The 15,365-nt window shown below is 74.9% G+C and carries 14 protein-coding genes; 5 read left to right on the top strand and 9 right to left on the bottom strand.

The features are described from left to right. Positions 1 to 18: 18 nt before the first annotated feature. Complete coding sequence (locus MN205_RS09000) at positions 19 to 873, bottom strand: SDR family oxidoreductase (protein WP_242126419.1); 855 nt, start codon at positions 871 to 873, stop codon at positions 19 to 21. A gap of 82 nt (positions 874 to 955) precedes the next feature. Here MN205_RS09000 and MN205_RS08995 point away from each other — a divergent pair, with 82 nt between their 5' ends. The 4 genes from MN205_RS08995 to MN205_RS08980 are packed head-to-tail and all read left to right on the top strand — an operon-like array spanning position 956 to position 4,711. Then, on the top strand, positions 956 to 2,725 hold the full coding sequence (locus tag MN205_RS08995) for a metallophosphoesterase (protein WP_242126418.1): 1,770 nt from the start codon (positions 956 to 958) through the stop codon (positions 2,723 to 2,725). A 57-nt stretch (positions 2,726 to 2,782) separates the two neighbouring features. Continuing rightward, a complete protein-coding gene (locus tag MN205_RS08990; protein WP_242126416.1) occupies positions 2,783 to 3,016 on the top strand; it encodes a hypothetical protein in 234 nt (77 codons plus the stop codon). Between the two features lie 59 nt (positions 3,017 to 3,075). After that, entirely contained in the window at positions 3,076 to 3,696 is a 621-nt protein-coding gene (locus tag MN205_RS08985) for a DUF47 domain-containing protein (RefSeq protein WP_242126414.1), read from the top strand. A 4-nt stretch (positions 3,697 to 3,700) separates the two neighbouring features. After that, positions 3,701 to 4,711: an inorganic phosphate transporter gene (locus tag MN205_RS08980; protein ID WP_242126413.1), complete on the top strand. Its 1,011-nt coding sequence runs from the start codon at positions 3,701 to 3,703 to the stop codon at positions 4,709 to 4,711. 58 nt (positions 4,712 to 4,769) lie between these two features. On the opposite strand, the gene pstB is transcribed toward MN205_RS08980, so the two are convergent. From pstB to MN205_RS08940, 8 genes are all read right to left on the bottom strand, one after another. Next, complete coding sequence (pstB, locus tag MN205_RS08975) at positions 4,770 to 5,549, bottom strand: phosphate ABC transporter ATP-binding protein PstB (protein ID WP_242126411.1); 780 nt, start codon at positions 5,547 to 5,549, stop codon at positions 4,770 to 4,772. 46 nt (positions 5,550 to 5,595) lie between these two features. Beyond that, positions 5,596 to 6,678, bottom strand: a complete 1,083-nt coding sequence (gene pstA, locus MN205_RS08970) for a phosphate ABC transporter permease PstA (RefSeq protein WP_242126409.1) — start codon at positions 6,676 to 6,678, stop codon at positions 5,596 to 5,598. After that, a complete protein-coding gene (gene pstC, locus MN205_RS08965) occupies positions 6,675 to 7,640 on the bottom strand; it encodes a phosphate ABC transporter permease subunit PstC (RefSeq protein ID WP_242126407.1) in 966 nt (321 codons plus the stop codon). Before pstC ends, pstA begins: the two co-directional genes overlap by 4 nt. 109 nt (positions 7,641 to 7,749) lie before the next feature. Then, positions 7,750 to 8,856, bottom strand: coding sequence for a phosphate ABC transporter substrate-binding protein PstS (gene pstS, locus MN205_RS08960; RefSeq protein WP_242126406.1), 1,107 nt, complete (start codon positions 8,854 to 8,856; stop codon positions 7,750 to 7,752). Positions 8,857 to 9,122: 266 nt separating this feature from the next. Further along, positions 9,123 to 10,031 carry an NUDIX hydrolase gene (locus MN205_RS21770; protein ID WP_242126404.1) on the bottom strand — a complete coding sequence of 303 codons (909 nt, stop codon included), beginning with the start codon at positions 10,029 to 10,031 and terminating at the stop codon, positions 9,123 to 9,125. Positions 10,032 to 10,084: 53 nt separating this feature from the next. After that, entirely contained in the window at positions 10,085 to 12,253 is a 2,169-nt protein-coding gene (locus tag MN205_RS08950; RefSeq protein WP_242126403.1) for an RNA degradosome polyphosphate kinase, read from the bottom strand. A 126-nt stretch (positions 12,254 to 12,379) separates the two neighbouring features. Then, positions 12,380 to 13,354: a mycothiol synthase gene (gene mshD / locus MN205_RS08945; protein WP_242126401.1), complete on the bottom strand. Its 975-nt coding sequence runs from the start codon at positions 13,352 to 13,354 to the stop codon at positions 12,380 to 12,382. Between the two features lie 8 nt (positions 13,355 to 13,362). Continuing rightward, on the bottom strand, positions 13,363 to 14,232 hold the full coding sequence (locus tag MN205_RS08940; protein WP_242126399.1) for a response regulator transcription factor: 870 nt from the start codon (positions 14,230 to 14,232) through the stop codon (positions 13,363 to 13,365). A 168-nt stretch (positions 14,233 to 14,400) separates the two neighbouring features. Here MN205_RS08940 and MN205_RS08935 point away from each other — a divergent pair, with 168 nt between their 5' ends. Further along, positions 14,401 to 15,186 carry a hypothetical protein gene (locus MN205_RS08935; protein WP_242126397.1) on the top strand — a complete coding sequence of 262 codons (786 nt, stop codon included), beginning with the start codon at positions 14,401 to 14,403 and terminating at the stop codon, positions 15,184 to 15,186. Positions 15,187 to 15,365 lie beyond the last annotated feature (179 nt).

Raw genomic sequence — 15,365 nt, 5'->3', positions numbered from 1 at the left:
CGGGGTGGGGGAGGGGTGTCAGGGGCGGCGCCAGTCGTCGGACGTCAGGTGCGAGCCGGCCATCGGACCCATCTGCAGCATCCCGCCGTCCACCGCGTACGACGCGCCCGTCACGTACGAACCCCCCGGCGAGCACAGCAGCGCCACGACCGCCGCGATCTCCCGCGCGTCGCCCGGCCGGCGCAGCGGCACCCCCGGGCGCTCCTCGGTGTGCGGGTCCTGGTCCTCCTGCCCGGTCATCGGAGTGGCGATCTCACCCGGTGCCACCGCGTTGACGGTGATGCCGTGCTCGGCCAGCTCGATCGCCGCCGTGCGGGTCAGCAGGCCCAGACCGCCCTTGGCCGCGCAGTACGGCGCCGCCCCCACGCGCGGCTGGTGCTCGTGGACGCTCGTGATGTTGACGATCCGCCCGCCGCGCCCCGCGGCGACCATGCGGCGCGCCGCGCGCTGCAGGCACAGGAACGCCCCGTCCAGGTCCGTGGACAGCACCTCGCGCCAGTCGTCGAAGGACAGGTCCAGCAGCGGGGTCGACGTGCCCGTGCCCGCGTCGTTGACCAGGACCTCCACCCCGCCGAGGGCCTCGGCCAGCTCGTCGACGACGTCCGCCGCCGCCGGCAGGTCGCGCAGGTCCAGGTGGCGCAGCTCGGCGCGCCGGCCCAGCGCCCGGACCTCCTCGGCGGTGCGCCGGCCCTGCTCCTCGTCGCGGAACCACGTCACCCCGACGTCGTGGCCGCGCCGGGCCAGCTCGACGGCGATCGCCCGCCCGATGCCGGACTCCGAGCCGGTGACGACCGCGGGTCCGGGGCGGCCGACGGGCTCGCGGCTGCGCAGGTCGCGGAAGCCGCCGCTCTCGGGGGTGCTCTCTTCGCTCATGCCCTCCCCGTACCCGCCGCGAACCCGTGGATGCACCCGTGCGACCGGCAGGACGGCGCGGTCTGCGCGAGGATCGGCCCCGATGGCTTCCGACGACAGCGCGCCCGGACCGGCGCCCCGCGGTGCGGACCGCGGGGCGTCCCGCACCGCGCCCGGCGCCGAGCCCGGTGCCCGGGGGGCCGTGCCCGCCCGTCCCCCGTGGTGGCGCCGCGGCAGGGCGCTGCGAGCCCTGCCGCCGCGCCCGCTGCGGGTGCTGGGGCGCCTGCTGAGCTGGCTGGGCGTGCTGCTGGTGGCGGCCGTCGGGGCCGGGATCGGCTTCGCCCTCGCCCCCGGTCACGACACCTGGGTGGGCCCGCTGGAGACGGAGGTGCGGGTGCACCCCAGCCTGGAACCGGGCGTGGAGGTCGACCTGCCGCCCGTCGGCCAGATCACCTTCGACACGCACGAGGCCCCGATCGAGGTGACCGCCCGCATCGAGGCCGTCGACCTGGACGCCGCCTCCCGCCTGGTGCGCTCCCCGCAGCAGCTGCTGGCGCTGGAGCTGACCGCCGCCGACACCGTGCGCGCGGCCACCGTGCGCGCGGCCACCTACAGCGCCGCGTGCGGGGTCGGCGGGGCGGTGCTCGCCGGGGTCGTCGTCTACCGGGCCCGCCGCCGGGCCCTGCAGACCGGCGCCGCGTGCGTGGCGGCGCTGCTGGTCGCCGGCGGCGCCGCCGCCGCCAGCTTCGAGCCCGGCGCCCTGCAGCAGCCCCGCTTCACCGGTCTGCTCTCCCGCGCGCCCTACGTCGCCTCCAGCACGCAGGAGGCGCTGGAGCGGCTGGAGTCCTACCGCAGCGGCCTGTCCGACGTCGTGCGCAGCGTCAGCACCCTGTACGCCGTCAGCGGCAGCCTGCCCGTCCTCGGCGACGGGCTGCCCGGCGCCGGCGCGGGGGAGGACGTCACGACCGTCCTGCACATCTCCGACCTGCACCTGAACCCCCTCGGCTTCGACCTCGTCGAGGACCTCGTCGAGCAGTTCGGCGTGCAGGTCGTCGTCGACACCGGGGACGTCACCACCCTGGGCACGGCGGTGGAGTCCTCGTTCCTGAACCGCATCGGGGCCCTGGACGTGCCGTACGTGTTCGTCCGCGGCAACCACGACTCCGCCCAGACCCAGGGGGCCGTCGCCGCCCAGGAGGGCGCGGTCGTGCTCGACGAGGGGGAGACCGCGGAGGTGGCGGGGCTGCGCTTCGCCGGCAAGGGTGACCCCGTCTTCACCCCCGAGGGGGAGGGCAGCACCGCCGAGGGTGACGCCGAGGAGGTGCAGCGCCGCTCCAACGAGGTCCTCGCGGCCGGCATCGAGGAGTGGGGGTCCGGGAACGCGGACGACCCCGTGGACGTCGCGCTCGTGCACGACCCCAGCGGCCTGGAGCCCCTGATGGGCCGGGTGCCGCTCGTGCTGGCCGGGCACCTGCACAAGCGCAGCGTCACCCTGGACGACTCCGGCACCCGGGTCATGGTCGAGGGCACGACGGGCGGGGCGGGCATCACCTCCGCGGGGCTGGACCGCCTCGCGGACGGCGCCCCGCTGCCGCTGTCCGCCACCCTGCTCTACTTCGCCGAGGACACCGACGAGCTGCTGGCCTACGACGAGGTCACCGTCGGCGGCCTCGGCCTGGCGGAGGTCAGCCTCCAGCGCACCGTCCTCACCGACGCCGACCGCCCCGAGCTGGTCCAGCCCGCCACGGACCCGACCGTCGCACCCACCGAGAGCGCCACCGCCGACCCCACCGCCGACCCCACCGCCGGCCCGTCCGCTCCCCCCGGCCCGGCGGTCACCGCGACCGCGAGCACGGCGACCGCCGCGCCCTGAGCGGCCTGGGGCGATCGCCGCCGCCCGGCGCCCGGCGCGCGTACCGTGGGCGCCACCATGACCCCCCACCTGGATCCCGAGCGCGCCGCGCCGGCCCCCGTCGCAGGGCCCCTCGCCGACGACGCGCTCGCCGAGGAGATCGAGCTGTACGTGGACGTCGTCGTGGCCGCGTCTGAGAGTGACGGACCGCTGGCGGAGAGCGAGCTGGATCGCGTCCTGGGCGTGGACGACCCCACCGGACCCACCCGGGCGAGTGGCCTGGGTGTCGGCGACGGCGCGCCCACCGCCTAGAGTCCGCTGCGGGTCGAGCGCCGTCGGCCCGGACCGAGCACACCGCAAGCGGAGCCCCAGTGCGTTTTCGACTCACCCCCCGGGACGAGAGCTTCTTCGAGCTCTTCACCCGCACCGGCGAGGTCCTCGTCGAGGCCGCGGCCGTCCTCACCGAGTTCCTCGGCAGCGACCAGGTGCGGCGCGTCGACCTCGCCCGCCGCATGGAGGAGATCGAGCACTCCGGGGACGAAGCCGCCCACGCGGTGCTGCGCCGGCTCCACACCTCCTTCGTCACGCCCTTCGACCGCGAGGACATCCACCGGCTCGCGTCCCGCCTCGACGACTGCCTGGACCTCATGCACGCGGCCGTCGACCTCATCCTGATCTACCGGGTGGGGGACCTGCCGCCCGCCGTGGGGGACCTCGTGCAGGTGATCGCCCGGCAGGCGGAGCTGACCTGCGAGGCGCTGCCGCGGCTGAACACCCCGCGTGCCCTGTCCGACTACTGGGTGGAGGTGAACCGCCTGGAGAACCAGGCGGACCAGATCCACCGCGGTCTCCTCACCACGATCCTCGGCGGGGAGCACGACGCGATCACGGTCCTGAAGCTCAAGGAGGTCGTCGAGAAGCTCGAGAGCACCGCGGACGCCTTCGAGGACGTCGCCCACGCGGTGGAGCTGATCGCGATCAAGGAGTCCTGACCCCGTGGAGCTCGCCCTCCTGCTCGTCGTGGTCGTCGTGGTCGTGGCGCTCGTCTTCGACTTCACCAACGGCTTCCACGACGCCGCCAACGCCATCGCCACCTCGATCTCCACGCGGGCCCTGACGCCGCGGGTGGCGCTGGGGCTGGCCACCCTGTGCAACTTCGTCGGCGCGTTCCTCGGCACCGGCGTCGCCGAGACCATCGGCGACGGGATCATCGACGTCGGGGTCGGCCCCGGCGCCCTGTGGCTCGTCCTGATCGCGCTCGTCGCGGCGATCGGCTGGCAGCTGATCACCTGGTGGCGAGGACTGCCCTCCTCCGCCTCCCACGCCCTCGTCGGCGCGCTCGCCGGGACCGGGCTGGTGACGGGCGCCGTCGTGCACTGGGAGGTCGTGCTCGACATGGTCGTGGTGCCGATGGTCCTCTCGCCGCTGATCGGCTTCGCCCTGGCCTACCTGGTGATGCTCGCCGTCCTGTGGGCCTTCCGCCGCTCCGCGCCCGGGCCGACGCACCGGCGCTTCCGCCTGGCCCAGACCGTCTCGGCGTCCGCGATGGCCCTCGGCCACGGGCTGCAGGACGCGCAGAAGACCATGGGGGTGATCGTGCTGGCGCTGATCGCCGGGGGGTACCACTCCAGCGAGGACTTCTCCGTCCCGCTGTGGGTGCGGGTCGCCGCCGCGGTGGCCATCAGCGCCGGCACCTACGCGGGCGGGTGGCGCATCATCCGCACGCTCGGCCGGCGCCTCATCCAGCTCGACCCCGCCCGGGGCTTCACCGCCGAGGCGGTCTCGGCCTCGGTGCTGTACGTCGCGGCACTGGGCTTCCACGCCCCGGTGTCCACGACCCAGACGATCTCCTCGGCGATCATCGGTGTGGGGGTGACCCGCCGGGCGTCCGCGGTCCGCTGGGAGGTCGCCCGCTCGATGCTCACCGCGTGGGCGCTCACGCTGCCCGCCGCGGCCGCCCTCGCCGCGGGCACGGCACTCCTGCTGCGGCTGTTCTCGCTGGTCTGAGCCGGGCCCGCACGCGCGAGCGCCCGNNNCCGGGCGCTCGCGCGTGCGGGGTCGCCGGTCAGCCGAAGCGGCCGGAGATGTAGTCCTCGGTCGCCTTCTGCGACGGGTTGGAGAAGATCGTCGAGGTGCTGTCCATCTCGACGAGCTGGCCGGGCTTGCCCACGCCCGACAGGTTGAAGAAGCCGGTCTGGTCGGACACGCGCGCGGCCTGCTGCATGTTGTGGGTCACGATCACGATCGTGTACTCGTTCTTCAGCTCACCGATGAGGTCCTCCACCGCGAGGGTTGAGATCGGGTCCAGCGCCGAGCACGGCTCGTCCATCAGCAGCACCGACGGACGGATCGCGATGGCCCGGGCGATGCACAGGCGCTGCTGCTGCCCGCCCGAGAGGCCCATGCCGGGCTTGTCGAGGCGGTCCTTCACCTCGTTCCACAGGTTCGCCCCGCGCAGCGAGGACTCCACGAGCTCGTCCATGTCGCTCTTCTTCATGCGCTTGGCGTTCAGGCGCACGCCCGCGGCGACGTTCTCGTAGATGGACATCGTCGGGAACGGGTTGGGCCGCTGGAAGACCATCCCGATGTGCTGGCGCACCGCGACCGGGTCCACGTCCTTGTCGTAGAGGTCCTGGCCGTCCATGACGACCTTGCCCTCGACACGGGCACCGGGGATGACCTCGTGCATGCGGTTCAGCGAGCGCAGGAAGGTGGACTTCCCGCAGCCGGAGGGACCGATGAGCGCGGTCACGGCCCGCGGCTCGATGGTCATGTTGACGCTGTCCACGGCGAGGAAGTCGCCGTAGTAGATGTTCAGGTCGCTCACGTCGATGAGCTTGGCCACGTCGGCTCCTTGGTCGATCTCTTCGGGGTGCGCCGGCGGGAGCCGCTCAGCGACCGGCCTTGGGGGAGAAGAAGCGGGAGATCATCCGGGCAGCGAGGTTCAGGGCCATCACCAGGATGATCAGGACCAGCGCGGCCGTCCACGCCCGGTCGATGCCCGGCTGCGGCGGGACGCCGGGCTGCGTGTAGCTGTAGTAGGCGTACACCGGCAGGGTCGCCATGCGGCCCTCGAACGGGTTGAAGTTCGTCGCAACCGTCGTGCCCACCGTCACCAGCAGCGGGGCGGTCTCGCCGGCCACGCGGGCCACGGCCAGGGTGATGCCGGTGGCGATGCCGGAGATGCTGGTGCGCAGCACGACCTTGATGATCGTGCGCCACTTCGGCACGCCGAGGGCGTAGGCGGCCTCGCGCAGGTCGTTGGGGACCAGCTTGAGCATCTCCTCGGTGGAGCGCACCACGACCGGGATCATCAGCACGGACAGGGCGATGGAGCCCATGATGCCCAGCTTCGTGCCCGGGCCCACGAGGATCACGAACAGGGCCGCGACGAAGAGGCCGGCGACGATGGAGGGGATGCCCGTCATGACGTCCACGAGGAACGTGATGGCGCGCGCCAGGGTGGACTTGCCGCCGTACTCGACGAGGTACACGGCCGTCAGCAGGCCGACGGGCACGGAGATCAGCGTCGCGATCAGGGTGACGAGGATCGTGCCCCAGATGGCGTGCAGGCCCCCGCCGCCCTCACCGAGGACGCCCTGCATGGACCACGTGAAGAAGGTGGCGTCGAAGCGCGCGGCGCCGTTGGACACGACCGTCCAGACGACGGAGACCAGCGGCACCATCGCCAGCAGGAACGCGATCGTCACCAGGGCGGTGACGACGCGGTCCTTGGCCTTGCGGGGGCCCTCCTTGGCGCGGGAGACCGCGCCGGTGAGCACCAGGTGCACGATCGCGGTGAGGACGGCGACGGCGGCGATCGAGGTGCCGCCGGGCAGCAGCACCGCGACGGCGACCAGGACGGAGGCGGCCAGCAGCGCCCACGGCGTCCAGCCCGGCAGCGCGGCCTTCGACAGCGGCTGGTCGACGGCCGCCAGCACCTCGCGGGGGGACTTGCCGGTGGTGGTGGTCATGCCTTGGCTCCGGAGCGCGAGACGATCCAGCGGGCGGCGAAGTTCACCAGGAACGTGATGATGAACAGGGCCAGGCCGCTGGCGATGAGGGTGTTCGTGGTCAGGCCCGAGGACTCGGGGAAGGCCAGTGCGATGTTCGCGGCGATGGTCAGCGGGTTCGCGGCGCCGATCAGGTCGAACGTGATGATGCGCGCGCCGGAGAGCACCAGCGCCACGGCCATCGTCTCGCCGAGCGCGCGGCCCAGGCCGAGCATCGCGGCGCTGACGACGCCGGAACGGCCGTAGGGGATCACGGCGTACCGGATCATCTCCCAGCGGGTGGCGCCCAGGGCCAGGGCGGCCTCCTCGTGCAGCCGCGGCGTCTGCAGGAAGACGTCGCGCGACAGGGCCGTGATGATCGGCAGGATCATCACGGCCAGCACCAGGCCGGCGGTGAGCATCGTGCGGCCCGAGGGCAGGGCCGGCCCGTCGAAGAAGGGCAGGAAGCCGGCGTTGCGCTCCAGCCACTGGTAGATCGGCACCAGCCACGCGGACAGCACCACGGCGCCCCAGATGCCGTAGACGATGCTGGGCACGGCAGCCAGCAGGTCGACGAGGTAGCCCAGGGTCTGCGCAGCGCGGCGCGGCGCGAAGTGCGAGATGAACAGGCCGATCCCCACGGCGATCGGGGTGGCGACCAGCAGCGCGATGATCGCGGCCAGGACGGTGCCGAACAGCAGCGGCCACACGTACGCGGTGACCGTCTGCCCCTCCGGCAGGTCCTCGGGCGAGGCCGTGAGCGCGGGGATGGACTGGCCGATGAGGAAGGCCGCCACGCCGGCCAGGACGAGCAGGATCAGCACGCCCGCCCCGGTCGAGGTGCCCTTGAAGACGGCGTCGCCCTTGCGGGTGGTCCCGGTGGCGAGGGTGCCTCTGCCGCCCGGTCCGGGGTCTCGGGTCGGCTGCTGGGTCGGGGTGCTCACCCGGGGGTCCTCCTGGTGGGGGGCGGTGCGCGGTGCGGTCCGCGCCTGCTGCGGGAAGGGGCGGGCGGCCGTCGTGGCCGCCCGCCCCTGTGCGGTTCTGGGGTCTGGCTCAGGCGCCGATCATGTCGAGCGAGGTGGTGATGTCCTCGCGCAGCTGGTCGGAGATGGGGGCGGACCCGGCGCGCTCGGCCGCGGCCTGCTGGCCCTCCTCGCTGGTGACGTAGGTCAGGTACGACTTGACGAGCTCGCCCTGGGTGGCGTCCTCGTACGCGGTGCAGGCGATCGCGTAGGAGACGATGAACAGCGGGTAGGCGCCGTCCGCGGTGGTGGTGCGGTCGATCTCGATGGCGATGTCGCCCTCGGGGCGGCCCTCGACGCGGCTGGAGGAGTCCAGCGCGGTGGCGGCGGCCTCGGCGCTGGGGGCGACCCAGTTCTCGCCGACCTTCAGGGCGGCGGCCTGCAGGTCGCTGGCGGCGACCTGGCTCTCGTCCGCGTAGCCGATGGAGCCCTCGCCGGCGCCGATGGCCTGCACCACGCCGGAGGTGCCCTGGGCGGCCTCGCCGGTCTGCAGCGGCCACTCGCCGTCGGGCTCGGCGGTCCACGCCTCGGGGGCGGTGGCGTGCAGGTAGTCGGTGAAGTTCTCGGTGGTGCCCGAGTCGTCGGAGCGGTGCACCGGGTTGATGCGCGTGTCCGGCAGGGTGGCGCCCGGGTTGTCCGCGGTGATCGCCGGGTCGTTCCAGGTGGTGATGGTGCCGTTGAAGATGTTCGCCAGGGTGGTGGGCGACAGCTGCAGGTTCTCCACACCGGGCAGGTTGTAGGCCACGGAGATGGGGGAGACGTAGACCGGCAGGTCGATGGCGTTGCCGCCGGCGCAGCGCTCCTCCGAGGCGGCCAGCTCCTCCTCGTCCAGGTAGGCGTCGGAGCCGGCGAACGGCACGCCGCCGTTGAGGAACTGCTCGCGGCCCGCGCCGGAACCGACCGGGTCGTAGTTCACCGTGACGTCGGGGTTCTCGGCGTTGAAGCCGGCGGCCCAGGTCTGCTGCGCGGCGGTCTGGGTGCTGGCGCCGGCGCCGGCGATGCTGCCGCTGAGGTCCGAGGTGCTCGTCCCCTCGCCGCCGGTGGTGGTCGTCTCGTTCTCACCGCTGCAGGCGGCGAGGCCCAGGGACAGGGCGAGGGCGGCCGGGACGGCGGCGCGGCGGAAGGTCCTGCGGTTCACGGATGAGGCTCGCTTTCGCTCGACGGGCCGGCGCGGGGCAGCGCCAACCGGATCTGACGTGCGAGGACGGTAAGCAGCCGAGGTGACGTGATACCCGGCCGAGGGTGAACGGCGGGTTAACCGGGGGCGGCGTGATCGGGTCGAGTTCGGGGACTGGGGCCAACGTCCAGGTGAACGGGTGAACGTTTGAACAGAGGGTCACCGGTTTCCGACGGCCGGTGCGCATCCGGCGCACCGGGGTGGGCCGGGCGTGCCGAGGCCCCGGCTCAGCGGCCGGCCGGGGGCGCGTGCCGCTCCACGGCCACCACGCGCGCCTCGGCGCCCCGTCCCGCCACGTGCGCGACGACGAACTCCCCCTTGGAGAGCTTGCGCCGCAGCAGCGCCCGCTCACCGTCCCCGGCCACGGCGGCGAGCCGCTCCTGCAGCACCGGCAGCACCGGCCGGTGCGAGCAGAGCACCGTCCCCCGGCCCGAGGCCAGCGCCCCGTCCAGCACGGCACCCACCCCGGCCGGGGCCGCCTCGAAACCCTCCTCGCTCAGCGCCTCGTCCTCCCGCAGCCGCCACGAGGCGGTGTCGGCGGCCGGCAGCAGCGTCTGGACGCACCGCGCCCACGGCGACGTCACGGCCTCGCGCACGTCGAAGCACCCCAGCAGCGGCGCCAGCGCGTGCGCCTGCTCGTGCCCGCGGTCCAGCAGCGGGCGGTCCGCGTCCTCCGCCCCCCGCCACCGGTCGCGCGCCACCGCCTTGGCGTGCCGCAGCAGCAGCACCGGCCAGGTGCGCACCTTCGCCGCCGCCAGGGCCGCGTCCAGCACGCGCACGTCGTGCGGGTACGTCAGCAGTTCCCGAGCCTGCTCCGCCGAGCACCAGCGGACCTCGTCGACCTCCTCGGGCGACGGCGTGCCCGCCACCTCCCCGGGGGCGGCGAACGCCAGCCAGTAGCGCACCCGCTTGCGCCGGCCGCCCTCGACGCGGTAGCGCAGCTCCGGCAGCGGCCGCGTCAGCAGCACCCGGCAGCCGGTCTCCTCCAGCGTCTCGCGCACCGCGGCCACCGCGTGCGGTTCGCCCTCCTCCAGCTTCCCCTTGGGCCAGGACCAGTCGCGGCCGTGGCGCGGCGTGGCGGGGCGGTGCACCAGCAGCACCTGCGGCTCACCGCCCCGGCCGCGACGCACCACCACGCAGCCGGCCGCCTCGACGGTCGCCGGCGCGCCGGCTCGGACAGCGGCCGCCGTCACCGGCGTCGCGGGGACGGCCGGCGGCCGGGACGGGTCGCGATGATGTGCTCCTGCATGTCCGTCAGCGACCGGCCGTCGGCGTCCAGGTGGTGCCGCGTCCACGTCCCGTCCGGTCCCAGGTGCCACGAGGCCGTCGAGTCGCTCATGCACTCGTCCAGCAGCTGCGAGACCTCGCGCACGTGCCGCGGGTCGGTCAGCCGCACCACCGCCTCCACCCGGCGGTCCAGGTTGCGGTGCATCATGTCCGCGCTGCCGATCATCACCACCGGGTCACCGCCCGAGGCGAACCAGAAGACGCGGCTGTGCTCCAGGAAGCGACCCAGGATGCTGCGCACCCGGATGTTCTCGCTCAGCCCCGGCACGCCCGGCTTCAGCGCGCAGATGCCGCGCACCACCACGTCCACCGGCACGCCCGCCCGCGAGGCGCGGTACAGCGCGTCGATGACCGCCTCGTCGACGATGGAGTTCACCTTGATGCGCACGCCCGCGGGCAGGCCCTGGCGGTGGTTGTCGATCTCGCGGTCCACGCGGTCGATCAGGCCCGTGCGCAGCGAGCGCGGCGCCACGAGCAGGCGCTTGTAGGCGGTCTTCGGCGCGTACCCCGACAGCTGGTTGAACAGCCGCGTCAGGTCCTCACCCACCTGCGGGTCGTCCGTCAGCAGCCCCATGTCCTCGTAGAGGCGGGCCGTCTTGGGGTTGTAGTTGCCGGTGCCGACGTGGCAGTAGCGGCGCAGGCCACCGGGCTCCTGGCGCACCACGAGGCTCAGCTTCGCGTGGGTCTTCAGGCCCACCAGGCCGTACACGACGTGCACGCCCGCCTGCTCCAGCTTGCGCGCCCACGTGATGTTCGCCTGCTCGTCGAAGCGGGCCTTGATCTCCACCAGAGCCAGCACCTGCTTGCCGGCCTCGGCGGCGTCGATGAGGGCGTCGACGATGGGGGAGTCGCCGGAGGTGCGGTACAGGGTCTGCTTGATGGCCAGGACGCGCGGGTCGGCCGCCGCCTGCTCCAGGAACGCCTGCACGCTCGTGGAGAACGAGTCGTACGGGTGGTGCAGCAGCACGTCGCGGTTGCGGATCGCGCCGAACACGTCCGACGGCTTGGCGGTCTCCGCGCCGTCGGTGAGGTCGCGGTGGGTGCGCGCGACGAACTTCGGGTACTTCAGCTCCGGGCGGTCGATGTCCGCGATGTCGCCCAGGCCCCGCAGGTCCAGCGGCTCGGGCAGCTCGTACACCTCCTGCTCGGACACGCCCAGCTCGCGCACCAGCAGCTCGCGCACCGTGGGGTCGATGTCCGAGGCGACCTCCAGGCGCACCGGCGGGCCGAAGCGGCGCCGCAGCAGCTCCTTCTCCAGCGCCTGCAGCAGGTTCTCCGCGTCGTCCTCCTCGACCTCGAGGTCCTCGTTGCGGGTGACGCGGAACGTGTGGTGCTGCACGACCTCCATGCCCGGGAACAGCTGGTCCAGGTGCACGGAGATGACGTCCTCCAGAGGCACGAACCGCGCCGAGCGCGCGTCCTCGCCGTCCGCCTGCGCCACCGCCACGAAGCGCGGCAGCAGCGGCGGCACCTTCACGCGCGCGAAGTGCTCCTTGTCGGTGGTGGGGTTGCGCACCACCACCGCGAGGTTCAGCGACAGGCCCGAGATGTACGGGAACGGGTGCGCCGGGTCCACCGCCAGCGGCGTCAGCACCGGGAACACCTGGTCGCGGAAGAAGCCGTGCAGGCGCACCTGCTCGTTGGGGGACAGGTCGTCCCAGTGCACGATGGTGATGCCGGCCTCGGCCAGCGCCGGGCGCACGCCCTCCAGGAACGCGTTCGCCTGCCGCTCGGTCAGCTCGTGGGCGCGCACGGAGATGGCGTCCAGCACCTCGCGCGGCTCCAGGCCGCTGGCGGCGGTGACCGCCAGGCCGGTGGCGATGCGGCGCTTCAGGCCCGCCACCCGCACCATGAAGAACTCGTCGAGGTTGTTCGCGAAGATCGACAGGAACCGGGCCCGTTCCAGCAGGTGGGTGTTCGGGTCCTCCGCCATCTCCAGCACGCGCTCGTTGAACGCCAGCCAGGACAGCTCGCGGTCGGCGAAGCGGTCCTCGGGGAGCTCCACCGGCTCGTCGGTGCGGGGGATCGCAGGGAGCGGGGCGGCAGAACCGGCCCGGGTCGTCGCCGTCATGGAGTTCATCCTGCCACCGGCGGGCGCGTGGACCCCGTTCGGGCGAGGCGCCCGCACGGCGCGTGACGCGCGCTCGACGCCCCGTCGACGGGAGAGCGGCGCGCGGGCGGCGCGAGCGCGGCGGGCTCAGGACCCCGGCGCGCTCGCGTACTGCACGTCCACCGCGGCCCGCGCGAAGCCCAGCGCCTCGTACAGCCGCACCGCGGGGACGTTGCCGCCGTCCACGTACAGCTCCACCTCGCCCGGCGCCCCCGGCCCCGCCACCGCGCGCAGCCCCCGCACCAGCAGCGCCCGCCCCAGCCCGCGCCCCGCCGCGCCCGGGTGCACCCCCAGCACGTACAGCTCCGAGACGTGCGGCTGCACCTTCATCCAGCAGAACCCCAGCAGCCCCTCCGACCCCTGCGCCAGCAGGAGGACCGACGGGTCGAACCACTCCTCGCCCTCGCGCAGCCGCAGGTCCTCCACCGTCCAGCGGCCCTGCTCGGGGTGCTGCGCGAACGCCGCCGCGTTCAGGGCCGTCCACGCCGCCTCGTCGGCACCCGGGACGAACGGGCGCACCCGCACCCCGGGCGGCAGGGCCGGCTCGGCGAGCTCCGCCAGCCCGGCGGTGGCGCGCTGCATGCGCAGCAGCTCGCGCGCGCGCTCCCAGCCCGCGCCCGCGGCCAGCGCCGCGGCGGCGGGGGAGTCCCCGTGCGCCCACAGCAGCGCGCGCCGGCCCGCGGCCAGCTCACCCACCCGCTCCAGCAGGGCGCGCCCGTGCCCGCGCCGGCGCGCCGACGGGTGCACCAGCAGCTCGCCCGCCAGGTCCTCCCCGGCCACCGCCAGCTGCGCGTACCCGGCCGGCACCGACCCGCCGGCCGCGTCGCCGGCCGCCGCCCCGTCCACCGGGGCGTGCAGCAGCAGGTGCCGCACACCGTCGCCGCCCGTGCGCAGCCGCAGCAGGGCGTCCTCGCTCACGGCGTCCGTGCCGTCGGCCGCCGAGACCGCGGCGGCCAGCCGCTCCACCCCCGCGCGCACCGCCGGCGCCACCGGGCCGTCCACGACCTCGAGGCGGCGCGCACCCGCCTCGCCACCCGCCTCGCCACCCACCTGGCCGCCCACCTGGCCGCTCACCTCGGCCGCGGGGCGCTGCGCAGCGGCCGGGGCACCGCGCCGGCCGCGCCCGGCGACCCGTCGGTCCCGCCGCTCGCCGGGAAGCCCGGCGCCGCCTCGTCGTCCAGCAGCTCCTCGCCCGGTGCGTCGCCGGCCGGTGCGTCGCCGGCCGGTGCGTCGCCGGCCGGTGCGCCCGCGCCCTCGCGGCCGTGGGAGACGAACCGGTACCCCACGTTGCGGACCGTGCCGATGGCGCCCTCGTGCTCGGCGCCCAGCTTCGCCCGCAGGCGCCGCACGTGGACGTCCACGGTGCGGGTGCCGCCGAAGTAGTCGTAGCCCCACACCTCCTGCAGCAGCTGGGCGCGGGTGAACACCCGGCCGGGGTGCTGGGCGAGGTGCTTCAGCAGCTCGAACTCCTTGTACGTCAGGTCCAGCTGGCGCCCGCGCACCCGCGCCGAGTAGGCGGTCTCGTCGATGACGACGTCCCCGGCCCGGATCTCCCCGGCGCCCGCGTCCGGCGCCTCGGCCGCCACGCCGTGGGCGCGCCCGGCCGCCAGCCGCAGCCGCGCGTCCAGCTCGGCCGGCCCGCAGGTGTCGAGCAGGACGTCGTCGGCGCCCCAGTCCGCGGCGACCGCGGCCATGCCGCCCTCGGTCAGCACCAGCAGCAGGGGCTGCGACAGCCCGGTGGTGCGCAGCAGCCGGCACAGCGAGCGGGCGGCGGCCAGCTCGCGGCGCCCGTCGACCAGCACGGCGTCCGACGGGGGGCCGTCCACCAGGACCGACGCCTCCGCCGGCAGCACGCGGACGCTGTGCGGCAGCAGCCCCAGCGCCGGCAGCACCTCGGTGGAGGGCGTCAGCGCGTTCGTCAGCACGAGGATCTGGGCCACCCGGTCTCCCGCCCTCCGTCCGCCTGGAGGGGGCGCCCGGGCGCCCCGCCGAACCTGCAGTTTACCGGCCGGCCACCCCGTGCCGGTCCGCGCACCGCCCGCGCGGCACCGCACCGCACCGACCGCGGCGGTGCGGTGCCCGGCAGGGGTGTGCGGGAGGATCGCGGGGTGACTCCCTCCGCGACGGCGACGACCACGCTCGCCCTGGCCGCCCTCGTCGCGCTGGCCGCCTTCGCCGGGCCGGTCGTGCTCGCCCTCGCCGCGGTCCTGGTCAGCGCGCTGCTCGCCGCCGGCTGGCCGGAGCTGCTGAGCCTGCCCTCCCCGCGCGGCACGACCTCCGTGGTGGCGCTGACGGGGCTGGTCGCGGCGGCCGCGACCGCGGTGGCGGTCCTGGCCGGCCGCGACGCGGTGGGGGGCGGGCCGCTGGCCGGGCTGCCCGCCGTGGCGGCCCTGTCCCTGCTGGGGGCCTTCGTCCACCAGCTGGCCCGCCGCGACGGCCGGCCCCGGCTGGTCGAGTCCGTCACCGCCGCCGTGACCGGGCAGGCGCTGGCGGTCCTGGCCGCCTGCTGGGTCGCCGTGCCCGCCACGTACGCGGGCGCCCCCCTGGCACCGGTGGTCCTCGCCGCCCTCGCCGTCGCCGTCGCCGTGTGCGCCACCAGCTGGCCGCTGCGCGTCGCCGGCCCGGTCGCGCTGCTCGCGGGTGCGCTGACCGGCTGGCTGGCCGGTTCGGCGACCGTGGCCCTGGGCGGCGCCGGGATCGTCCCGCCCGCCCGGTGGGCGGTGGCGGGCATCGTCGCCGGCGCTGGGGCGGGCCTGGCGGCAGCCGCCTGGCGGGCGCACTCCGCGCGCCTGCCCGCCGCCGGGAGCGTGCCCGCCGCCTTCGCGGTGGCCGCCGCGCCGGTGGCGCTCGCCGGCGGCGGCGCCTACCTGGTGGGGCGCCTGCTGCTGCTGTGAGGCCGCGGGCGGGGCGGCGGGCGCGGGTCCGGGCCGGACGTGAGGCCGCCCACGTCCGCGGCCCCGGCGGCCGGCGCGCGGGTACGCTCGCAGGGTGCACGCGCTCGAAGTCTTCTTCCTCGTCCTGCTGATCGTGGTCAGCATCGTGATCGCGTGGTTCGCCGGCTTCGTGGTGTACC

Origin of the sequence: Kineococcus sp. TRM81007, from assembly GCF_022669155.1 — a bacterium.
GTDB lineage: Bacteria > Actinomycetota > Actinomycetes > Actinomycetales > Kineococcaceae > Kineococcus.
Note: the sequence above shows the minus strand (reverse complement) of the source record. Positions and strands in the feature narration are given on the sequence as shown.

Coding starts and splice junctions, on each gene's coding strand:
- MN205_RS08990 (WP_242126416.1), top strand. CDS start 2,783: ATGACCCCCCACCTGGATCCCGAGCGCGCCGCGCCGGCCCCCGTCGCA.
- pstA (WP_242126409.1), bottom strand. CDS start 6,678: ATGACCACCACCACCGGCAAGTCCCCCCGCGAGGTGCTGGCGGCCGTC.
- MN205_RS08950 (WP_242126403.1), bottom strand. CDS start 12,253: ATGACGGCGACGACCCGGGCCGGTTCTGCCGCCCCGCTCCCTGCGATC.
- MN205_RS09000 (WP_242126419.1), bottom strand. CDS start 873: ATGAGCGAAGAGAGCACCCCCGAGAGCGGCGGCTTCCGCGACCTGCGC.
- MN205_RS08995 (WP_242126418.1), top strand. CDS start 956: ATGGCTTCCGACGACAGCGCGCCCGGACCGGCGCCCCGCGGTGCGGAC.